The organism is Vibrio azureus (assembly GCF_002849855.1).
Lineage (GTDB): Bacteria > Pseudomonadota > Gammaproteobacteria > Enterobacterales > Vibrionaceae > Vibrio > Vibrio azureus.
The window spans coordinates 1,854,682-1,876,403 of the sequence record NZ_CP018616.1 but is presented as its reverse complement, the minus strand read 5'-3'; the positions used below and the strand labels follow the sequence as shown (position 1 = coordinate 1,876,403).

The following is a 21,722-nucleotide window of genomic DNA, read 5'->3' as shown; positions in this document are numbered from 1 at the left end:
GACAGCTGTAAAATATAGATATTTATTTTTACTGAATATAATTATGTTATATTTGTGTGATAAGGGTCATATTTAACACCTACATTCTTTAAGGGGAATGAGGCATTAAATGTGACCTTGATAGTATTTTATAGCCGTGTTGGGCAGAAGGTATCCACCTCAAGACAAACTTTTAATCTTTAGCGCTGTCTCGACTTTGGTTTTCCTTGATTGTTGGATTTCCTTCCATTCGTTGAGTTTGTGCCGTGGTTGTTGCCGTGGCCACTGCCATTATTTCGTGAACCTGACTGACCATTTTTAGGTTTACCAGCACCAGAACGATTGGTCGGTTTCTCTCCTCGCGTTCCTTTGTCTGATGACTTATTTAGGTGGCCACCGAAGCCAGGTTGGTTTTTGGTATGCTTTGTCGCGAAACGATTTGCACCATGTCGCCCAGATTTACGGCGTTGAGCTGGTGTCAGAGTATCGGTATCTTCAGCAGGAACTAGACAGCTAGGCTTATCACCAATCAAATGTTTTTTGCCCATATTGATTAGGGCTTCGCGTATGATTGGCCAGTTAGCTGGATCATGATAACGCAGTAGGGCTTTATGAAGACGACGCTGACGTTCCCCTTTAGCAACGGGAACATCTTCGCGTTTCTTGTACTTCACGCGCTTAAGTGGGTTCGTCTCTGAATAGTACATAGACGTTGCATTACACATCGGTGATGGGTAGAAGTTTTGCACTTGGTCACATTCGAAGTTGTTTTTCTTCAGCCAGAGGGCAAGATTCAACATATCTTCATCTTCAGTTCCAGGGTGAGCAGAGATAAAGTAAGGAATCAGATATTGCTTTTTGCCAGCTTCCGCACTGTATTTCTCGAACATTTCTTTGAATTTATCGTAGGTGCCCATGCCTGGTTTCATCATAAGATCCAGTGGGCCTTTTTCAGTATGTTCAGGTGCGATTTTCAGGTAACCACCAACATGGTGAGTGACCAACTCTTTGACGTACTCCGGTGATTCGATGGCAAGATCATAGCGAACGCCTGACGCGATCATGACTTTTTTAATGCCATCGACTTTACGAGCAGCGCGGTAAAGATCGATAGTATGCCTATGATCGGTATTGAGCTTGTTACAAATTCCGGGGAATACACACGAAGGTCGGCGACAATTCGCTTCTGCTTTGGGATCGCTACAGCCTAAGCGGTACATATTCGCTGTTGGTCCGCCAAGGTCCGAAATGGTTCCAGTAAAGCCAGGTACTTTGTCACGAATTTCTTCTAGCTCATTAAGAATCGACTCTTGAGAACGGTTTTGGATGATGCGTCCTTCATGCTCGGTAATCGAACAGAATGAACATCCGCCAAAACAACCACGCATGATGTTAACCGAAGTTTTTATCATGTCATAAGCAGGGATTTTTGCCTTGCCATACATAGGATGAGGAACACGAGCGTAAGGCAAGCCAAACACAAAATCCATCTCTTCGGTGGTAAGAGGAATCGGCGCTTGGTTGACCCATAATTCTCGGTCACCATGACGTTGCAGCAAAGCTCGGCCTGAATATGGGTTGGTTTCTAAATGCAATATACGGCTAGCGTGGGCATAAAGAATACGGTCGTTGTGCAGTTTTTCAAATGACGGTAAACGAACGGCAGTATTCGCCGCGTCGTGGCGTGATGGGCGAATCGTGATCGGTTGCGCAACGGGCTCATCTTTTTTAGTATCACACTGCGTCTCAACTTCATATGGGTTTTTCGGCACAAATGCTTCTTTGCGTGGTTTTTCGATGCGAGATGAGTCAATGACTTTATAACCTTCGGGTTCTGCAGGCAAAGTTACGGCAGTACCACGAATATTGGTCATTGTTGCAATATCTTCGCCATTTGCAAGACGATGTGCGACTTCCACAAGCGCGCGTTCCGCGTTACCAAAGAGTAGGATATCTGCCTTAGCATCGAATAACACCGAGCGGCGCACTTTATCAGACCAGTAATCATAGTGGGCGACTCGGCGCAAACTGGCTTCGATACCACCAAGAACGATTGGGGTCCCTTTGTAAGCTTCTTTACAGCGTTGAGAGTAAACCAATGTGGCTCGGTCAGGACGCTTGCCGCCTTCATTATTAGGGGTATAAGCATCGTCATGGCGTAATTTTTTGTCAGCTGTATAACGGTTAATCATTGAATCCATGTTACCAGCAGTGATTCCAAAGAACAGGTTAGGTTGACCAAGTTGCATAAAAGCATCTTTGTTATGCCACTCTGGTTGAGCGATAATACCAACACGGAAGCCTTGGGCTTCGAGCAAGCGCCCAATGATTGCCATACCAAAACTTGGGTGGTCTACGTATGCATCTCCCGTGACAATAATAATGTCACAACTATCCCATCCTAGGGCATCCATTTCTTTGCGGCTGGTCGGCAAAAAAGGTGCCGAGCCAAAACACTCTGCCCAGTATTTTTTATATTCGTGAATAGGAGTCATGTCGTTGGTCATATTTTGTTCTCTGTTCCAGGGAGCGCGAATTATAGCGATTTGATGATCAGGTATCCAGCGCCAAACAACAGATCCCGCCGAGTTGGATAAAAATTTATAGATTTAGATACTTATTTCTAATAAATAAGACGCAAAGCTGGCCATATCCAAACATTTTAAGACCACTTGAACGGCCTACTTAAGGTATAGAAGCTGTGGTTTGCGCTAGGTTGATTTGCTATTATCGACCACTAAATTATCTTTGAGCTTACATTTCTTATGTTTCAACAACTCCTGTTAACTTTTCCTCCAATGTTATTGGGGGCACAAACATTGTTGACGTTGCTATTGATTAAGGGCGAGCTTTGCCCAGGACAGCGTGGCCGTTTGCACAAAATGTTGCCACCGATTGCGTTACTTTGGCTTGCTGTTGCCTCGTTACATCTTGGTGCGATGGTGATCGCTTTCGCAATTTTTTATTTTTATTCGCAAGTCCAAACGAAAAAAACACGTCAGCAAGGACCTCTGTGGGTACTTCATGTATCGAATTTATTGGCACTGGTATACGTTGGCCTTCAAGTGTTTGAGCAGCCTCATTGGGCCGCTTCAGGTGCGATGATTCTGATGATTTTCTTTATCGGAGCCATTTTTGCACAGCTATTACTCACGATAGCTCGCAGTCGATTGCAAGCATTTCATCGGATCTTACCTGTAACGGGCATTTTGTCTGGGATGTTGCTGGCTGTGACCATGCTTTTTTCGGCTTATCAGCTTGATGAAGCCGCATTGAAAGCAGAAACACCTGCTATTCTGATTGCTTTAGTGTTACTGATTGCGGCCATTGTCCTTTGGTGCTGGCATTTATTTTTGCATAAAGCACCGAATAAGATGCAATTGGCGTTGGCTCTTCTGTTATCTTTATCCTCAATGACGGTTTTACAACATTTGTTTTTGATCAGTCATTAAGTGCTACTTATACCCAAGTATCTTGAGGTTGCTTGGGGCTCTAGGCGAGTGAAGCAAACAGGGAAAAGTTGCACCGTTATTGGGACTTCGACTGAGTTCACTTCTATATTGTTAAATTAAGTCTACGCTTTGGGTATACCTAAGTATCTTCAGGTCAATCGGGTATAGAGAGGAGAAACAATATGGATTTAAGCAATGTACGGAACTTTGACAGTGTCATTTTGTTAGGGATTGTTAATGAAAAACTTCGCTTAGAATGCGATAGCTTTGAAGAATTGGTCTCTATGTACGAGATGGATACGGAGTCAGTGATTGGTAAACTGGACATGCTAGGTTATCAATATGATCCACTCACGAACCAGTTTAAGGCCTATCACCGGTAATGGTTCGTCTCTTCTTATCACCTTTCTTAGCTTTTCATCTACTTTAAGCCATCTTGATACCTTCAAGGTGGCTTCTGCATTGCCGACGTGCAGTCGCAAAAAAAGCACTTAAATAATGTTTATCTTTTTCTGCATGCCGAGTGGCGGCAAATAAACGTCGCCAAAGACCGTTACCAAATGGGCGGCTTGCGATTAGCCCTTGCCGAGAAAATTCTTTAAGGGCCCAATTTGGCAGGGCAGCGACCCCTAAACCCGCTGAAGCCATTTGGATGATCATTAAGGTATTGTCAGCTTGCTTCCAAGACAATGGTTCAATTCCCGCGGGGTGTAAAAAATGTTTAACCACATCAAGTCTCTGTTTTTGAACTGGATAAGAGAGCATGGTTTGATCGGCGAGATCGTCAGGTTGGATGGTCTCTTTTTTAGCTAGAGGGTGGTGGGGAGCCGTAACGAGGCGCATCTCAAAGTCAAACAGAGGTTCATAATGGACATCTGAACGAGGCTGAATATCAGAAGTAATGACTAAGTCCAATTCACCTGCGAGCAAGGCAGGAAGAGGTTCAAAGCCAAATCCAGAGGAAAAATCGAGTGTGACACTTGGCCAAGACACTTGATATTCTTTAAGCGCAGGCATCAACCACTGAAAGCATGAGTGGCATTCTATGGCCATGTGCAATCGCCCATTTACGTCTTCCTTTAGCCCTGCAAGATCATTTTCTGCTTGAGCAATCTTAGGCAAAATCTCATCGGCAAGACGAAGCAATATATTTCCTTCAGAAGTAAACTTGACAGGACGAGTCTTCCTTAAGAAAAGTGCTCCACCTATGCGTGTCTCAAGTTCTTTAATCTGATGAGAGAGAGCTGATTGGGTCAGATGAAGGTTCGTGGCAGTTGCAGTCAGTGAGCCAGTCTCTCGAAGGGTAGTTAGCGTGCGCAAGTGCTTTAATTCGATCATGAACGTCCTTTGTCCTTTTATCATCTGAGTTTTTAACCAACCTGATTTAATTTACCGAGAAAAATTAGATATGTAAACGTCTAGATGTCTATTTATGTGGTTTTGTTTTGCTCTGATTATGAATTTTTTTCATCGTTAAGTTGAGTAAATGGAGATTGTATCAATAAGGGTTGAAATCTAATAATAGCCATCTAGACATCTTTTTGGTGGCTAAAATAGAATTCATGGAAAGAAGGAAAGTAGATATGGCAACGACAACGCATATTCTTGGTTACCCAAGGATTGGAGAAAAGCGAGAACTTAAATTTGCATTAGAACAGTACTGGCGAGGGGACATTGATCAGGACGCCTTGAAGCAAGTAGGGAGTGAACTGCGCAACAAGAACTGGAATACTCAGGCAGAATCAAGCTTGGGTCTAGTCACAGTAGGAGATTTTGCTTGGTATGATCATGTTTTGACGACTTCTTTGTTATTAGGGCATACCCCTAAGCGACATGCTGAGCAGGGGATCAATCTAGATACATTATTTAGAGTCGCCCGCGGTCAATCTCAGAAAGAAAGTGTTTGTTTAAGTAGTGGAGGTTGCTCTGGAAATGCCGCATCAGACATGACCAAGTGGTTTAATACCAATTACCACTATATTGTTCCTGAATTCAGTCAAAACGATAGCTTTAAAGTCAGTTGGCCGCAATTGTTCGAAGAAGTCAGCGAAGCAGTTAACGCTGGGCATCATGTGAAACCCGTGCTTCTTGGTCCATTAAGTTACTTATATCTTGGTAAAGAGGTGGATGACAATTTTGATCGCCTCACCCTGCTACCAAGATTGCTTGCCGCTTATCAGAGCATTTTAAGTAAACTTTCTCAGCAAGGTGTTGAGTGGGTGCAGATTGATGAACCTATTCTTGCGCTTGAATTGGAAGAAAAATGGCAAAACGCTTTTAAACTTGCTTATCAAGTGATGAAAAGTGATCTCAAAGTTTTACTGACGACTTACTTTGATTGCGTCACCGAAACACTGGATAAAATCGTACAACTACCAGTTGATGGTCTTCATATTGACTTATCTGCGGCACCACAGCAGCTAGAGTTGGTTATGGATAAGTTGCCACAAGGCTGGGTGCTTTCAGCTGGGGTGATCAACGGACGCAATGTTTGGCGCTCAGATTTGAGTAATCAACTCAAATGTCTCCAGCCAGTCAAAGCGAAACTTAAAGATAATCTGTGGATTGCAAGTTCTTGTTCTCTATTACACAGTCCAGTTAATTTAGAGTTAGAAAACGCATTGCCTGCAGAGACTAAAAGCTGGTTTGCTTTTGCTAAGCAAAAAGTCGCGGAAGTTGCTTTATTAGGTCGGGCGCTCGACGGTGACGCAGAGGCCATCGCCGATTGTCATACTTACAGCCAGCCTTTAAGAATACGTGAGACCGCCAATTATGTGCATAAACCTCACATTCAATCCAGAGTTTGCCAAATCACACCAAGTTTTTCCGAGCGAGAGGCGCCTTATGCTGAGCGAGCAGCACACCAAGCAGAAGTCCTGAAGCTGCCTTTGCTACCAACCACGACCATTGGTTCTTTCCCTCAAACCGATGCGATTCGTTGTCAACGATCGGCTTACCGTTCAGGTCAATTATCAGAGACTGAGTATCATCAGGCATTAAAAAAACATATTAGTGATGCTGTGCAGAGACAAGAGTCACTGGATTTAGATGTTTTGGTTCATGGTGAAGCTGAACGAAATGATATGGTTGAGTATTTCGCTGAAAACTTAGCGGGCTTTCAAACGACACAATTTGGTTGGGTGCAGAGTTATGGTTCACGTTGTGTCAAACCGGCTGTGGTTGTCGCTGATATTGAAAGAGAAAAGCCAATAACAGTAGAGTGGACGAGTTATGCGCAGTCTTTAACTCAAAAGAAAATGAAAGGGATGCTGACGGGGCCAGTAACTATCTTGTGTTGGACTTTCCCACGTGAAGATATCCCGCGTCAAACCGCCGCACGTCAGATTGCCCTTGCACTGAGAGATGAAGTGACCGATTTACAAAAAGCAGGGATTAATATCATTCAAATTGACGAACCTGCATTGCGTGAAGGATTACCACTTAAAACGCGAGAGCACAATCATTACCTCGCCTGGGCTATTGAAGCCTTTAAAATTTCCGCGGCCAGTGCAGCACCCGCAACTCAAATTCACACCCACATGTGTTATAGCGAGTTTAATGAAATCATCGCTTCGATTGCCGCTTTGGATGCGGATGTTATCACCATCGAAACATCTCGCTCTAACATGGCGCTACTTCAAGCGTTTGAGGAGTTTAAATACCCAAATGAGATAGGGCCTGGTGTGTATGATATTCACTCGCCGATTATTCCAGCGGAGGAGTGGATCGAAGGGTTGATCAAAAAAGCGGCAGAAAGTATTCCAGTGCAGCGTTTATGGGTAAATCCAGACTGTGGTTTGAAAACGCGAAATTGGCCGGAAACTGAAGCGGCTTTAGCTAATCTTGTTTCAGCAGCGAAGAAATTAAGAACTCACTATGGCGAGCAAGTATCTTAAGGTCACTTTAGGGTAATCATTAAAAGAAAAAGCGAGTCCTGAAAATTAGGGCTCGCTTCTAGGGTTTTATATTTGTGGCCAAAATCGAAGGTTAGAGAGTTACTTCTTTTTAGCTTGGCAAGTTTGCGCAGAGATCAGTTCATCAGTCATGAGCTGGCCACGCGAGTTGCGAATTTTGATGCGGTAAACCAGTCCCATATCGAGCTGTTCAAGTACTTCACTTGATTTACAGTAACTGTATATACTGGTGTTCAATACCTGCTTGAGCGGCTTTGCTCCTTTTGCGGTATCGTTATATATCATCATCATTTCAACAGCATTCTTGCGTGAAGAAACACGTAAAATTTTCAGTGGTCCGTATTCAAGTGGTAAGCCCGCAGATAGGACACCGGCACGGTTTGAAGCCATTAGCTCTAGTTGGCGTTGTTTTTCATCATTGGAAGAGCAACCAGCTAGTGTGCCAAAAGCAAGTATGAGACAGAGTAATTTTTTCATAATTAAAACACTTTTTTAAACGGTTTTACGATCACATTGTGGTAAACACCCGCTTCAACGTAAGGATCTGAGTCCGCCCAAGCTTGAGCTTCTTCCAAGCAGTTAAAGTCAGCTATGACTGTCGAACCTGTAAATCCAGCTTCACCTGGGTTATCAGAATCAACAGCTGGCATTGGACCAGCGGTAAGAAGACGTCCTTCATTTTGAAGCTGTTGCAGGCGCTCAAGATGCTGAGGGCGAACACTAAGACGTTTTTCTAACGAATTCTCCACATCTTGTGAAAAAATAACGTACCACATCGCACAATTCCTTAATTAATAGGGCAAAGTCTTAATTTAACGCCTTTTTTCATTGACTAACAAGTTATGTTCTAAATTTGTGAGACTGCTTGGGGCAATTTAATAATAAAGCTTGCGTTATGACTTATTTATAGGGCGAGGTTTACCGTCGCTATCAATGGCAACATAGTTAAATGTGGCGTCACAAACCATGAATCGATCTCCGATGCCATTTTCTTTGACAGGCTTGACCCAAACTTCTAAATCGATACTCATTGAAGTGCGACCAATTCTGGTGCATTCACCGTAACAGCACACAACATCACCGACACTCACTGGCTTTTTGAATGTAATGCTTGAGACGGATACTGTAACAATGCGACCGGCAGAAATTTCTTTAGCAAGGATTCCACCCGCTAAATCCAGTTGGGACATGATCCAGCCGCCAAAGATATCACCATTTGCGTTGGTATCGGCGGGCATAGCCAAAGTACGCAGTAATAACTGACCACGGGGTGAAGAAAATTCATGACTCATATTGACATCCATTAGTACTAGCTAAGCAACAAGAGTGGAAAGAACAGAGGGTAAAAAGCACTCAAGTCACAAGAATAAAACAGCGACCATAGGGTCGCTGTGAAACATCTGTTTAACTAGATTATAGCAAAAATGAGACTTTAATCATCAACGGAAATATCAGATGAGCTGTCTTTTTGTTCTTTTGGCATGTGTTTGTAGATATAAAACCCAGTTATTACCATATAAGCAAAGGTAGCAATCAATAACCCGAATACTTTAAAGTTTACCCAAACATCGAGTGGAAGTTCATAAGCGACATAAATATTAACCGCTGCACAAACAGAGAAAAAGGCTACCCAAGCCCAATTTACTTTTGCCCAGACAGAGTCAGGTAATGTAATTTCCTTGCTCAGCATGCCTTTTATGGCGGATTTACCCATTAAATGACTGATGGTCAAGCCGAGCGCAAAAACAACGTATACTATGGTGACTTTCCATTTTATGAAATTATCATCATGCAAAATAATGGTCATGCTGCCAAAAACCGCCACCATTAAAAAGGTGATGAGCTGCATTTTTTCGACTTTCTTATAAATGGCATAGGTCAACACAAGCTGAACGGCAGTTGCAACAATCAAGGCGCCTGTTGCAACGTAGATATCGTACATTTTGTATAAGCCAAAAAATATGATAAGTGGGATAAAATCAAGAACTTGCTTCATTATGAAAACGTTATGTAGTGATTAAGTAGAGAACAGTCTAACGGAAATTACGTTAATGTGAATAGTTAGAGATAAATGGATACAAAAATTGCCGTGTTTTAACGGCAATTTTGTTTGGTGTTTTGCTCGAAAGGTTGGTGTAGGTCAAAAGGCCTTAGGCAACCGTTTGGTAGTTGGCGATTAAAGATTTAACGTCCTCCAAGTATCCTTCGTGGAGTAAGTTATCTACCGTTGCTTCTAGCTCGTCATATGACATAGTAAAACACGTTGACTTACCTGTCATTAAGTTCAAATACTGATGGTATTCTTCTTCTGTGTAATGCCCAACGCGATCGAGAAGCAATGCTTTAATACCGTGATGAATCAAGCCGTAGTACGTATGTCGATGAATTGTCATGGCTATCCCCTTATCAAATATACTCCCAAACTACGGAGGATTTGAAACAGTGAGTCGTTGTATTTCTAATTTCATCAATGCATAACAGATGCCAATTTTTGATAGAGAAAACCAAAAATATACGGCAACATATTCTCACCAGCACTGGATGTGTTTATCTTCTTAATAAAATGTACAGGGTTTAGACGATGGATTAAGCTCAGCTTAAAGTAGGTCTATGGTGCTAAAGCGCTTAAAATAAATGCTTACTTAATAACTTAAACTGTCAATATTAAAAATATAGCTTAGCTTTTTACTTTTGAAGCGCTTTTGGAAGGCATTGTGAAGTCAGTTCCAAACTCTTAATTGCTGCTAAATGCTTACTTTTAATGACCAACCACATCCTCTTTTTCGTTAGGTTTGATAGCGGTTTCAATACCATTGAAACAAGCACCCAAGTCATTCATAACAGCAACATTTGCTGTTATTTTCAATTTGAAAGTCGCTATGGGAATCAAAATCATAAATCGCCGAAGAATCGGTATGAATGAGTGAATATGTTAGATAGAAGAAAATGGCTGGAAAATTTAAGTGATTGATATTTAGATATATATTAGTTTTAAGTCACGGAGTGGGTACGATTGGGGGCATTGAATGGAAGCTTCAAGATTTGGCTAAAGTCGATTTATACCTTGCAACAGCACCTTTTCCTATACCCAAGCATTTTGAGGTTGATGCTTGGGTATGGAAGGATTAAGTGATACACCTTGTCTCGCCTAAAACGATGTTATCTTGAACAAACATAACCAAGAGGGTCAACGAGGTGAATCGATCATTTTATCGTTTGGTTGCGTTCTTCATTGAAGAAACAAACTTGGCGAGTTGATCTAACATCAATTGTGGTTGATCAATATAGGTTTCGATGATCCTAACCACGGCAGAGCCAGAAATGGCACCTGCGGCTCCTGATTCCAGAGCCAGCTTGACCTGCTCGGGTTCTGATATACCAAAGCCAAGTAAAGCTGGTGGCGCATCAAATTGATTAAGTTTTTCCAGCATATGATCAACGGGCATATTGGCTTTGGTTTCAGCACCTGTTACGCCAGCACGAGATAGCAAATAAGTGTATCCTCCACCAAGCTTTGAGACTTGCTGTAGTGTTTCATCACTGGCTGTCGGTGGGGCAATGAATATTGGGTGAATACCGAATTTCTCTGCTGCAGCAACAAATTCTGAGCTTTCGTTAGTCGGAACGTCAGCAATCAGAACCGAATCGATGCCAGCGTTTGCACAACGCTCATAGAAGTTTTCAATACCGCGTGAGTATACAAGATTTGCATACATCAGCAGCCCAATCGGAAGATCCGGGTATTTTGCACGGATCTTACCGATTTGCTCGAAACAAATATCTGGGGTGACACCGGATTCTAATGCACGAATATTAGCGCCTTGGATCGTTGGACCGTCGGCAAGAGGATCGGAGAAGGGAATACCTAATTCAAGGGCATCCGCCCCAGATTCAACCAATGTCTCCATAATCTGATAAGACTGATCAGCATTAGGATCACCCACCGTTACAAACGGTACAAATGCGCCTTGATTTTTCTCATTTAGACGCGCGAACATCTTCTCATAACGACTCATTAGAGCACTCCTTTCTCTTCAAGTATGGCGTGTACGGTGAAGATGTCTTTGTCACCACGGCCTGATAAATTGACAACCAATAATTGCTCTTTTTCTGGATTCTCACGTGCCATACGTAGAGCATGAGCAACAGCATGAGAAGACTCAAGAGCAGGGATGATGCCTTCATGGCGAGCAATTTCTTGGAACGCCTCAAGTGCTTCGTCGTCTGTTACGTTGTCGTATTCCGCACGGCCAATCGCATTGAGGTGAGCGTGTTGCGGACCTACTGACGGGAAGTCAAGACCTGCAGATACTGAGTAAGACTCTTCTACTTGGCCATTGGAGTCTTGCATCAATGGTGCTTTCATCCCAAAGAAGATACCCGTTTTACCGTGTTTGAGCGGTGCGCCGTGTTGGTCAGTGTCGATGCCTTTACCTGCAGGCTCGACACCGATTAAACGCACGTTTTCTTCATCAATAAAGTCAGCGAACATGCCAATCGCATTTGACCCGCCACCTACACAAGCGATCACCGCATCCGGCAGGCGGCCTTCGCGGGCGAGGATTTGGTTTTTTGTCTCTTCGCCAATCATACGTTGGAAGTCACGAACGATCGTTGGGAAAGGGTGAGGGCCTGCTGCGGTACCAAGCAAGTAGTGTGCGTCTTCATAAGTGGCAGACCAGTCGCGCAGAGCTTCGTTACAGGCATCTTTAAGAGTCGCTGAACCAGAGTGCACAGGAATGACTTCTGCGCCCATTAATTTCATACGGAATACGTTCGGGCTTTGTCGTTCAACGTCTTTTGCGCCCATGTAGACTCGGCATTTTAGGCCAAGCAGTGCACATGCCAGTGCCGTTGCTACGCCATGTTGACCTGCACCTGTTTCAGCAATGATTTCGTTTTTACCCATGCGTTTTGCAAGCAGTGCTTGACCTAACACTTGGTTGGTTTTGTGTGCGCCGCCATGAAGTAAGTCTTCACGCTTAAGATAAAGTTTGGTTTTGGTTCCTTTGGTCAGGTTACGAGTGAGAGTCAAAGCGGTAGGACGACCTGCATATTCTTGCAGCAGGGTCATAAATTCACTGCGAAACGTCGGATCTTCTTGTGCATCGATAAAGGCTTGTTCTAGTTGATCCAGTGCAGGAACTAGAATCTGCGGTACGTACTGACCGCCGTATTCGCCAAAGTAGGCATTCAATTTTGCCATCGTTATATTCCTTCTCGTATTTTTTTGCTACGAATAGCTTTAAATTTTTAGCTTCAAACAAGCTTTAGTAGTTGCGAATGGCATCAAATGCAGATTGCAACTTCTGTGAATCTTTTTTACCCGGTGCGGCTTCTACGCCAGAGTTTAAATCTAATCCCAAGCAGCCCAGTTTTGCCGCACGTTGCGCATTTTGTGGTGATAATCCACCAGCGAGCATAATTTGGCTTGGATCGCCTATCAGTGCCCAATCGAACACTTGGCCAGTACCGCCAGTTTGGTTACCTACTTGAGCGTCGAGAAGATGACGATCAATGTGATTAGAAAGCAAATTGGGTTGTGAATCAACGACACCATAAGCTTTCCAGATCTCAATTCCCACTGGCAGTTCTGCTTTCAATTGGTTCACGTAATTTTGATCTTCGTGACCATGCAATTGCACGGCTTTTAGACCAAGTGAAGTGACGATCGAAGCCACGTAATCAATGTCGTGATCTTGGAAGACACCAACATACTGAAGAGGAGCGCCGCTCATGGTGAGCCGAGCCTGCTCAAAGTTAACAGCACGCTTTGATTGTTCGACAAAGATCAGGCCACCAAATACCGCGCCTGCTTGGTAGGCTTTTGCGGCATCATCAGGGTGAGTAAGACCACAAACCTTGTTTTCGCCTAAAGTGACTTTACGGACTGCTAATTCTAAGTTGTCTGCTGCCATCAACGAGCTGCCGATCAAAAAACCGTCTGCGAATTCCGCTAAATCACGAACTTGCTGGTGGGTATAAATGCCGGATTCGGATATTACCGTCGCATTAGGGGCAAGTTGGCGAAGCATAGGTGCAAGTGCCTTAGTACGATTCAAGTCAGTACTGAGGTCACGCAAATTGCGGTTATTGATTCCAATCACACGTGCACCGAGTTTAACCGCACGATGAAGCTCTTCTTCGTTGCTGACTTCGGTTAAAATGCCCATGTTAAGACTGTGTGCTGCTGCTTCTAACGCTTTGTATTCTTCGTCATTGAGTACAGACAGCATCAACAGCACCGCGTCAGCACTGTAATGGCGCGCCAGATAGACTTGGTAGGTATCAACCATAAAGTCTTTACACAACACCGGCTGCTGTACTTGTCCACGGACTTGCGGAAGAAAGTCAAAGTTGCCTTGAAAATACTTCTCGTCAGTGAGAACTGAAATCGCATCTGCATGATTATTGTAAACTGAAGCAATATAATCTAGGTCAAAATCATCACGAATCAACCCTTTGGATGGCGAAGCTTTTTTACATTCAGTAATAAAGACGGTTTTTTGTTTGCCTAGAGCATCATAAAAACTGCGATCAGATGGCAGCAAATCTGATTGAAACGTGCTCAGTGGCTGGGAAATTTTGCGCTCCGCTACCCACTGGTATTTATCACGCACAATTTTCGCTAATACTTCTGCCATTTGTGCGTCTTGTTTGGATACGTGTTCAGATAAATTGCCTGATTGCTGAGTATTGAAATCCGTCATTTTTCATCATTCCTTAAGCGTGAGCAGCAAGTTGTTGAACCAATTGATAGGCTTTACCTGAATTCATTGCATCAATCGCTTTTTGTGCATTAGCTTTTAAATCTTCATGGCCGAACAGGCGCATCAGCAGAGCAACGTTAACCGCTACAGCCCCCAATTGTGCTGCGCTTCCTTTACCCGTCAGAATATCGGTGGTGATGGCTTTATTTTCTTCAGGAAGCCCACCTTTAATGGCTTCTAAAGGGTGCTGCTCAAGGCCAAAATCTGCTGGTGTGAGTTTGTATTCTGTGATCTTACCATCTTTGATCTCTGCTACTGTCGTTGAGCCATGAATAGCCACTTCATCTAAGCCGCTTCCATGGATAACGGCAGCACGCTTCATACCCATTTGTAACATGGTTTCAGCGATAGGGCGAACCAACTCTTCACTGTAGACACCCATTAACTCGATGTTTGGTCGAGCCGGATTAATTAGAGGGCCGAGAATGTTGAATAGCGTGCGTGTTTTCATGGTTTGACGCACTGGCATTGCGTGGCGAACACCGCCGTGATATTGCGGTGCAAATAAGAAAGCAACACCAATGTCGTCTACTGCTTTGCGTGTGTCTTCTGCGCTCATCGCTAAGTTGATTCCGAAAGAGTCAAGTAGATCAGAAGATCCGGATTTGCTTGAGACGCTTCGGTTACCGTGTTTGGCGACTTTGAGGCCACATGCTGCAGCCACAAAAGCCGCTGTGGTTGAGATATTGATAGTGTTATGACCATCGCCACCTGTACCAACAATATCAGCGAAGTCGTAATCTGGGCGCGGGAAGGGATTTGCGTTTGCCAGTAGTGCTTTTGCGGCACCTGCGATTTCATCAGGGGTTTCGCCTTTGAGTTTTAGTGCTGTGAGTGCCGATGCCATCAAGATAGGGTCGAGTTCACCACGGATTATGATGTCGAACAGTTGTTGGCTTTCTTCTTGAGTCAGAGAAGTTTGCTCATAAAGTTTCGCCATAATCGGGCTGATGATTGCTTCCATATTTACTCTCCTAAATTTCTTATCTGCCTATTGACCTTAATGGGGTTGCGTTACTTATGCTGCCTTTGTTTCGAGGGCCCATTCAATAGCGTTAGTTAACAGAGTGGCACCGTAGGTTGTCATAATGGACTCTGGATGAAATTGAAATCCACACACTTTATCTTCTTCATGTACAACCGACATCACCAGGTCATCAACTTCTGCTGTGATGGCTAAGCCTTGAGGAACTTCTGTCGCCACTAAAGAGTGGTAACGTGCGATCGCAAGAGGTGAGGGTAGGTTTTGATAAATCGCGTGGTTTTGGTGTTCCATCATAGAAACCTTACCGTGAATAATTTCCCCTGCACCAGCAACGGTACCGCCGTAGGCTTCTACAATAGCTTGATGACCAAGACAAATGCCGATCATCGGTACTTTACTTTTTAAACGTTGGATCAGTTCTGGCATTGACCCTGCTTCTGAAGGGGCTCCAGGACCTGGCGATAGCAGGACCACGGGATTTTCCAGCTCGTTAACCGCTTGTTCAATCGATTGAGCTGGAATGTTATTACGGTAAATTTTTACGCAATGACCCAGTGAACGGAATTGATCCACCAAGTTATAGGTGAATGAGTCAAAGTTATCGATAAAAACAATATTAGCCATCTTTGAGTCCTATTCCTTATTTTACTTTATGGGTGGCTGTGCTTTATGGGCGGCTTGAATCGCAGAAATGACCGCTTGAGCTTTACCACGCGTTTCGTCTGCTTCTGCTTGAGGGTCCGAGTCAAATACCACGCCTGCCCCAGCTTGCACTTGCGCAACCCCATCTTCAACGTAAGCGGAACGGATCACGATGCATGTGTCGAGTGTCCCTTCACCGGTTAGGTAGCCAACGGCCCCACCATAACTGCCACGACGAGCACCTTCGACGTCTCGAATCAATTGCATAGCTCGAATCTTTGGTGCTCCTGTCAGTGTGCCCATATTCATACAAGCTTGGTAGGCGTGCAGAGCGTCTAGATCTTCACGAAGCTGACCGACGACTCGAGATACCAAGTGCATGACATGGCTATAGCGGTCGACTTTTAATAGGTCCGCAACATAGCGAGTACCAGCTTGTGCAATACGAGCAACATCGTTACGGGCGAGATCGACGAGCATCATGTGCTCTGCATTTTCTTTTGTGTCGCTACGCAATTCCAGCTCAATGCGGCTATCTAAATCAAAGTCGATTTCACCGTTTGGTCTTTTTCCACGACGACGAGTCCCTGCAATTGGGTAGATTTCGACTTGATTAGTATCGGTTTCGTATTTCAATGCGCTTTCAGGTGAAGCACCAAATAAAGTGAAAAGCTCGTCTTGCATATAAAACATGTAAGGGCTTGGATTACTCTGCTTCAGCTCTTTATAAGCGGCGAGTGGAGAAGGGCATGGAAGAGTGAAACGGCGAGAAGGTACGACCTGAAAGATGTCACCTCTTACCACGTATTGTTTCAAATCACGTACTATTTGGCAGAAGTCAGCATCAGATACGCTAGGTTGAACATTTACACTGGTGATTTGCTCAGCACTTGGCAGATTTTTTGGGGTTGAACAATGGGCTTTAATTTCAGTGACACGAGCTTCTATTACGGCTTTTTCTGAGTCGTCAACAAATAAAGTTGCTTGTAGCTGACAAGATTCGGTCTGGTGATCGATGATAAGAAGTGTTTCTGCGACGTAAAAGACATAATCGGGGCACTGGTTCGTAACTTCGGCTTGGCCTAATGGTTCGAAGTTAGCGACTAAATCGTAGGCGAATAAGCCTCCAAGGAAAATAGCGTGCTTGTCTTGTGTTGAAATGTCGAAGCTCTGCTGCACTAAACGAAGTGCGTCAAAGGATGAAGCTTCACGCAGTCGAGAGTCTTCATCGAGTGTGTCGTCAGGCTGAGTAAAAGTTAATGTGAGTGTTTCACCATCAAACTCAGCGTTAACGTCAGCATGAACATTTTGTATTAAATGTGCAAGTAGGCTTTTACCGTTGTTCGTTAATGCATGCATGCTTACCGTATTGCCATGACAAACGATACGTACGGCTGAATCAACGACGAGAAGTGATTTTAAATCTTGCTTAGAATCAATTTCAGCGGATTCTAGCAGCAAACTGTCTTTTTTATGTTCACATAGAGTATGGAACAATCGGGTCGGATCTTGAGTATAAGGGACGGAAGTCTTTAGCACTTCAAGTTGACCAAGTTTTTTTATTGTAATGGCCTTATTCACAAGACCTCCTTATTGCTATTTACATCTTCCTGCCATACATACTCGCACAAAGATAACCGCCACCCAATTAAGTTTTTTGTTTATTTGACCAATGTTTAGGCGATTGGTTGTGAAGTCGATGGCAAAACAAAAAGCCCGCTGGGGATGCGGGCTTTGTGACGTTTCATTCTGTTAATTAGAAGTACACATTAGCCCGCCAAGAACTTGTCCAAACGCGCCACCATGCAATATGCGTTGAGTTCATTTTATTATCATGAACTTTTATTTTTGCATTCTGGTTTAAGGCAAATTCTTGTAACATAGTGAACCTTGAATCGTGATTTGTATTTGTGTACTAGTTAACTAGTGCGGCGTTCAAAAGTCAACCCCAAAACAGAATTAAAGCGACAAAAATATGAGAATTGATTTACACAGTCACACTACAGCATCTGATGGTCGTTTATCACCGCAAGATCTAGTAGATAGGGCCTTAAGCTTTGATCTCGATGTTTTGGCGATTACCGACCATGACACTACTGACGGTTTAGCCATAGCCAAGCAGTATGTTCAAGAGAATAATTTGGCCATAAAGATCATTAACGGTATTGAAATATCGACCGTGTGGCAGAACAAAGATATCCACATTGTAGGTTTGAATATAGATCCAGAAAACTCGGCATTGATGGATCTGATTCAACAACAAAAAACACACCGTGTATCACGAGCTGAATTAATCGCAGAGCGTTTGCAAAAAGCCACTCGTGACGGTGTATTAGAAGAAGTTCAGCAAATTGCTGGTGATGCTCCTATTACCCGTGCACACTTTGCAAAGTGGTTGGTAGACAATGGTTACGCAAAAAACATGCAGATGGTGTTTAAAAAATACCTGACGCGTTCCAATCCTGGCTATGTACCACCTAATTGGTGCTCAATGAGAGATGCGGTTGATGTCATTCATGCTGCAGGTGGACAAGCGGTACTTGCTCACCCAGGGCGATACCAATTAACAGCAAAATGGGTCAAACGGTTATTAAGTGCTTTTGTTGAAGCAGGTGGTGATGCAATGGAAGTTGCTCAGCCTCAGCAAGCGCCACAAGAAAGGCGCAACTTAGCAGACTATGCGATACAATACGAATTACTGGCTTCACAAGGGAGTGACTTTCACTATCCTTCACCTTGGATGGAGCTAGGTAGAAACCTCTGGTTACCTGCAGGGGTAGAGCCAGTTTGGAAAGATTGGGGAATTGAACCTTTGCCGATTGTTGAGCAAGACGGCGGGCTTGAGACACCATAATATTTAATATGTACCCAAGTAACCTCAAGGTGCTCTCAATCAAGCACCATCATAATTGGATATAGAGCCGAGAGGTTCGATAACGAGGAATAACAATGAGCCAGTTTTTTTATGTACACCCTGAAAACCCGCAGGCTCGCTTGATTAATCAAGCAGTGGCAATCGTCCGTAATGGCGGAGTGGTGGTATACCCGACCGATTCTGGGTATGCATTGGGTTGTCAATTAGAGAATAAACAAGCACTTGAGCGAATTTGTCAGATTCGACGTCTCGATGATAAACATAATTTTACTTTATTATGCCGTGACCTATCGGAACTGTCCCTTTATGCACGAGTGGACAATACGGCATTTCGCTTATTAAAAAGTCATACGCCGGGCCCTTATACCTTTATTTTTAAAGGGACTAAAGAGGTGCCGCGCCGTTTAATGAATGCCAAGCGTAAGACCATTGGCATTCGTGTGCCTGATAACCGTATTGCACTGGATCTGCTGGAAGCGCTCGGTGAACCAATGATGTCTACGTCTTTGATTCTTCCGGGGTGTGATAGTACAGAACACGATCCAGAAGAAATTCGTGACAAATTGGAGCATGCAGTCGATGTCATTCTAAATGGCGGCTATTTGGGAGAGCAGCCAACGACTGTGATTGATTTTAGTGAAGGTGAAGCGGTCATCGCTCGTTTGGGGGCAGGAGATCCATCACCATTTGAATAAGGCGGGTGTGCGGCTCCTGGGTGAAGCGTCTGTAGTCCCCGTTTATATTCCGTTAAACAGATTTTGACTAAAAATCATGTCGGTGATGTTCATCAAGGCGACAACAGTAAGAATTTGTCTTACATTAAAAGAGATAATCCCGTATAATACCCGGCCGAAAATCCCGATAGCCGGGTAGTTTGCATAATGAAGACCGCTGAAGGTCTCGACGTCTGTGAAGACGACACATAGGTAAATAAATGAGCGAAAAGTTACAAAAAGTATTAGCACGTGCTGGACACGGTTCTCGTCGTGAAATTGAATCGTTGATTAAATCCTGCCGCGTTAGCGTGAATGGAATCGTAGCTAAACTTGGTGAAAGACTAGAAGATGAGAACAGCGTTGTCCGTATCGATGGTCACATTGTGTCAGCAAAAGCACAAGAAGAAGTGATCTGTCGAGTTCTAGCTTATTACAAGCCTGAAGGAGAACTCTGTACTCGTCACGATCCTGAGGGTCGTCGCACTGTTTTCGACCGTTTGCCAAAAATTCGTGGCTCACGTTGGATTTCTGTAGGTCGTCTTGATGCGAACACATCAGGCTTGTTGTTATTCACGACCGATGGTGAACTGGCAAACCGCTTAATGCACCCAAGTCGCCAAGTTGAGCGTGAATATCTCGTTCGCGTGTTTGGTGAAGTGACAGAGCAGAAGGTAAAAAATCTAGTACGTGGTGTTGAACTCGAAGATGGCATGGCTCGCTTCGAAGACGTCGTGTATGCGGGTGGTGAAGGTATGAATCACACCTTCTATGTCGCTATTAATGAAGGTCGTAACCGCGAAGTTCGCCGTTTGTGGGAATCTCAAGATACGACAGTGAGCCGCTTGAAGCGTGTTCGCTATGGTGATATCTACCTTGATAAGAAGCTACCACGTGGTGGCTGGATGGAGCTTGATCTCAAAGAAGTTAACTACCTGCGTGAGTTGGTTGAGCTACGTCCAGAAAAAGAAACCATGTTAGATCTAAACAAAGACAACACATCACGCAAACGTGAACGTGCTCGTAGCCAAAAGATTCGCCGTGCAGTGAAACGCCACGAAGAACGAGTGAGCACCCCAAAAGGTCGCAGTAATAACCCTTCTCGACGTAAGCCGAAGAAGAGTGCTGGTGACCAAGGTGCACGTAACAAGCATCGCTAGTCAATAGCATAAAACAATCAAGGCTTGCTTAAATTGGCAAGCCTTTTTGTTTTCAGCGTCATTGCCAACTTAGTGGGGGCTTTGAGGCGGATGTATTTGTTGTGACCTGATACTGTTTCTATAAAAAACACCAGACTTATGCTGGTGTTTTTTTTGAATATACCCAAGCACCTTAAGGTGGCTTGGGGATAAAAGCTGTGGAATGGTTAGTCACGTTTCCAAAGCATGTGGCAGAACTTATGCTCTGGGTCACGACTGATCAGCATACGAGCGAAAACGTCGTCCAATACGTCGTTTTCCTCATTAACTAAACCGATACGCACTTCGGCATACACTTCTTTATCGATCTCGAAGCCAACGTGTTCAATCCAGTCATCACCGGTTTCGACAAGCTCTGCAGCACCTCTGTCTTCAAATTGTGCTGTAAACAAAATGACATCTGCAGGTTCTAGATTATCAGGAGCCATCTCAAGAAAAATATCATAAGCGGCGTCGATGACATCATCGTAAGAAATCAAGTCAGACATGTCTATGCTCGGCTCATGTACTTGCGTTCGGTCGTGTTGACGATAACACGATCACCGGTTGCGATGTATTCAGGAACTTGAATCACTAAACCGGAAGCAAAGCGTGCTGGCTTGGTACGTGCAGAAGCAGAGGCTCCCTTAATCGAAGGGTCGGTTTCTTCAATAACAAGTTCTACAGAAGAGGGTAGCTCAATGCCTACCGCTGAACCATTAACTAAGATGATATGAATACCTTGAGTGTCTTCGTTGATGAAGAGCATGTCATCTTCTATTTCGTTGTGCTTGAACGTGTATTGTGAGTAGTCTTCATTGTCCATAAAGATATGCTCATCACCATCAGCGTATGAGTACACAACCGCACGTTTATTCATATCCACGGTTTCGACTACATCATCAGACTTAAAGCGCTCGTCTACACGAGAACCCGTGTTTAAATCTGTACAACGCATCTTATAGATTTTTGCACCGCCACGACCGCCTGGAGTTGTCACTTCGATGTCTTTAACTAAAAGCGTTTTACCATTAGATTCGATGGCGAAGCCTTTTTTGATTTCACTTGCCTTTGGCATTGTCTATTCCTATTTACACTGAATTAAGCAAAACGGCATGATTATAGCGCTAAGTTTGTTGTATGGCATTAAAATTCCATACTCAAGCGGTCAAGATTCGTTGAAACGGTTGTTGAGGTGATTTGGGTATTCAGAT

General features: G+C 43.9%; 22 protein-coding genes and 1 other annotated feature. Of the genes, 6 read left to right on the top strand and 16 right to left on the bottom strand.

Going from position 1 to position 21,722, the window contains the following annotated elements:
- Nucleotides 1-179 precede the first annotated feature (179 nt).
- Nucleotides 180-2,486 (bottom strand): YgiQ family radical SAM protein, encoded by a 2,307-nt coding sequence (locus BS333_RS08480; RefSeq protein WP_021709138.1) that lies wholly within the window; start codon nucleotides 2,484-2,486, stop codon nucleotides 180-182.
- 234 nt (nucleotides 2,487-2,720) lie between these two features.
- Here BS333_RS08480 and BS333_RS08475 point away from each other — a divergent pair, with 234 nt between their 5' ends.
- Together BS333_RS08475 and BS333_RS08470 are read left to right on the top strand one after the other, a co-directional pair.
- On the top strand, nucleotides 2,721-3,431 hold the full coding sequence (locus tag BS333_RS08475) for a hypothetical protein (protein WP_033003548.1): 711 nt from the start codon (nucleotides 2,721-2,723) through the stop codon (nucleotides 3,429-3,431).
- A 182-nt stretch (nucleotides 3,432-3,613) separates the two neighbouring features.
- Complete coding sequence (locus BS333_RS08470) at nucleotides 3,614-3,814, top strand: DUF4250 domain-containing protein (protein ID WP_021709136.1); 201 nt, start codon at nucleotides 3,614-3,616, stop codon at nucleotides 3,812-3,814.
- A 43-nt stretch (nucleotides 3,815-3,857) separates the two neighbouring features.
- Here the strand turns inward: BS333_RS08470 and BS333_RS08465 are convergent, their stop codons facing one another.
- Nucleotides 3,858-4,769, bottom strand: a complete 912-nt coding sequence (locus BS333_RS08465) for a LysR substrate-binding domain-containing protein (RefSeq protein ID WP_021709135.1) — start codon at nucleotides 4,767-4,769, stop codon at nucleotides 3,858-3,860.
- 245 nt (nucleotides 4,770-5,014) lie between these two features.
- Between BS333_RS08465 and metE the strand changes: the two genes are divergently transcribed.
- Complete coding sequence (gene metE, locus BS333_RS08460; RefSeq protein ID WP_021709134.1) at nucleotides 5,015-7,327, top strand: 5-methyltetrahydropteroyltriglutamate--homocysteine S-methyltransferase; 2,313 nt, start codon at nucleotides 5,015-5,017, stop codon at nucleotides 7,325-7,327.
- Nucleotides 7,328-7,426: 99 nt separating this feature from the next.
- On the opposite strand, the gene BS333_RS08455 is transcribed toward metE, so the two are convergent.
- The 12 genes from BS333_RS08455 to trpL2 all read right to left on the bottom strand — a co-directional run bounded on the left by BS333_RS08455 (nucleotide 7,427) and on the right by trpL2 (nucleotide 17,624).
- On the bottom strand, nucleotides 7,427-7,822 hold the full coding sequence (locus BS333_RS08455; protein ID WP_021709133.1) for a GspS/AspS pilotin family protein: 396 nt from the start codon (nucleotides 7,820-7,822) through the stop codon (nucleotides 7,427-7,429).
- A 2-nt stretch (nucleotides 7,823-7,824) separates the two neighbouring features.
- On the bottom strand, nucleotides 7,825-8,121 hold the full coding sequence (locus BS333_RS08450; protein ID WP_021709132.1) for a YciI family protein: 297 nt from the start codon (nucleotides 8,119-8,121) through the stop codon (nucleotides 7,825-7,827).
- Between the two features lie 117 nt (nucleotides 8,122-8,238).
- Complete coding sequence (gene yciA / locus BS333_RS08445) at nucleotides 8,239-8,637, bottom strand: acyl-CoA thioester hydrolase YciA (RefSeq protein ID WP_033003547.1); 399 nt, start codon at nucleotides 8,635-8,637, stop codon at nucleotides 8,239-8,241.
- Nucleotides 8,638-8,777: 140 nt separating this feature from the next.
- Nucleotides 8,778-9,341, bottom strand: coding sequence for a septation protein A (locus BS333_RS08440; protein WP_021709130.1), 564 nt, complete (start codon nucleotides 9,339-9,341; stop codon nucleotides 8,778-8,780).
- A gap of 154 nt (nucleotides 9,342-9,495) precedes the next feature.
- Nucleotides 9,496-9,738 carry a hypothetical protein gene (locus tag BS333_RS08435; protein ID WP_021709129.1) on the bottom strand — a complete coding sequence of 81 codons (243 nt, stop codon included), beginning with the start codon at nucleotides 9,736-9,738 and terminating at the stop codon, nucleotides 9,496-9,498.
- 816 nt (nucleotides 9,739-10,554) lie between these two features.
- Nucleotides 10,555-11,361 carry a tryptophan synthase subunit alpha gene (gene trpA / locus BS333_RS08430; RefSeq protein ID WP_021709128.1) on the bottom strand — a complete coding sequence of 269 codons (807 nt, stop codon included), beginning with the start codon at nucleotides 11,359-11,361 and terminating at the stop codon, nucleotides 10,555-10,557.
- Nucleotides 11,361-12,551 (bottom strand): tryptophan synthase subunit beta, encoded by a 1,191-nt coding sequence (gene trpB / locus BS333_RS08425; RefSeq protein WP_021709127.1) that lies wholly within the window; start codon nucleotides 12,549-12,551, stop codon nucleotides 11,361-11,363. Before trpB ends, trpA begins: the two co-directional genes overlap by 1 nt.
- Before the next feature lie 64 nt (nucleotides 12,552-12,615).
- A complete protein-coding gene (gene trpCF / locus BS333_RS08420; protein WP_021709126.1) occupies nucleotides 12,616-14,055 on the bottom strand; it encodes a bifunctional indole-3-glycerol-phosphate synthase TrpC/phosphoribosylanthranilate isomerase TrpF in 1,440 nt (479 codons plus the stop codon).
- Nucleotides 14,056-14,068: 13 nt separating this feature from the next.
- Nucleotides 14,069-15,079: an anthranilate phosphoribosyltransferase gene (gene trpD / locus BS333_RS08415; protein ID WP_021709125.1), complete on the bottom strand. Its 1,011-nt coding sequence runs from the start codon at nucleotides 15,077-15,079 to the stop codon at nucleotides 14,069-14,071.
- 54 nt (nucleotides 15,080-15,133) lie between these two features.
- Nucleotides 15,134-15,724 carry an aminodeoxychorismate/anthranilate synthase component II gene (locus tag BS333_RS08410; RefSeq protein ID WP_021709124.1) on the bottom strand — a complete coding sequence of 197 codons (591 nt, stop codon included), beginning with the start codon at nucleotides 15,722-15,724 and terminating at the stop codon, nucleotides 15,134-15,136.
- 21 nt (nucleotides 15,725-15,745) lie between these two features.
- The gene (locus BS333_RS08405; protein ID WP_021709123.1) at nucleotides 15,746-17,323 is read right to left on the bottom strand and encodes an anthranilate synthase component 1; all 1,578 of its coding nucleotides are present in this window, start codon (nucleotides 17,321-17,323) and stop codon (nucleotides 15,746-15,748) included.
- A 125-nt stretch (nucleotides 17,324-17,448) separates the two neighbouring features.
- Nucleotides 17,449-17,552, bottom strand: a sequence feature (Trp leader region).
- On the bottom strand, nucleotides 17,499-17,624 hold the full coding sequence (gene trpL2 / locus BS333_RS08400) for a tryptophan operon leader peptide (protein ID WP_081638555.1): 126 nt from the start codon (nucleotides 17,622-17,624) through the stop codon (nucleotides 17,499-17,501). Its footprint overlaps the feature before it by 54 nt.
- Before the next feature lie 93 nt (nucleotides 17,625-17,717).
- On the opposite strand from trpL2, the gene rnm reads away from it, so the two are divergent.
- The 3 genes from rnm to rluB all read left to right on the top strand — a co-directional run bounded on the left by rnm (nucleotide 17,718) and on the right by rluB (nucleotide 20,490).
- Nucleotides 17,718-18,596 carry an RNase RNM gene (gene rnm / locus BS333_RS08395; protein WP_021709122.1) on the top strand — a complete coding sequence of 293 codons (879 nt, stop codon included), beginning with the start codon at nucleotides 17,718-17,720 and terminating at the stop codon, nucleotides 18,594-18,596.
- 95 nt (nucleotides 18,597-18,691) lie between these two features.
- Nucleotides 18,692-19,312 carry an L-threonylcarbamoyladenylate synthase gene (locus tag BS333_RS08390; protein ID WP_021709121.1) on the top strand — a complete coding sequence of 207 codons (621 nt, stop codon included), beginning with the start codon at nucleotides 18,692-18,694 and terminating at the stop codon, nucleotides 19,310-19,312.
- A 239-nt stretch (nucleotides 19,313-19,551) separates the two neighbouring features.
- Complete coding sequence (gene rluB, locus BS333_RS08385; RefSeq protein ID WP_021709120.1) at nucleotides 19,552-20,490, top strand: 23S rRNA pseudouridine(2605) synthase RluB; 939 nt, start codon at nucleotides 19,552-19,554, stop codon at nucleotides 20,488-20,490.
- 206 nt (nucleotides 20,491-20,696) lie between these two features.
- Here the strand turns inward: rluB and BS333_RS08380 are convergent, their stop codons facing one another.
- Both BS333_RS08380 and efpL read right to left on the bottom strand, forming a co-directional pair.
- Nucleotides 20,697-21,017, bottom strand: a complete 321-nt coding sequence (locus BS333_RS08380) for an HI1450 family dsDNA-mimic protein (RefSeq protein ID WP_021709119.1) — start codon at nucleotides 21,015-21,017, stop codon at nucleotides 20,697-20,699.
- A gap of 2 nt (nucleotides 21,018-21,019) precedes the next feature.
- Nucleotides 21,020-21,586 (bottom strand): elongation factor P-like protein EfpL, encoded by a 567-nt coding sequence (gene efpL, locus BS333_RS08375; protein ID WP_021709118.1) that lies wholly within the window; start codon nucleotides 21,584-21,586, stop codon nucleotides 21,020-21,022.
- Nucleotides 21,587-21,722: the final 136 nt, after the last annotated feature.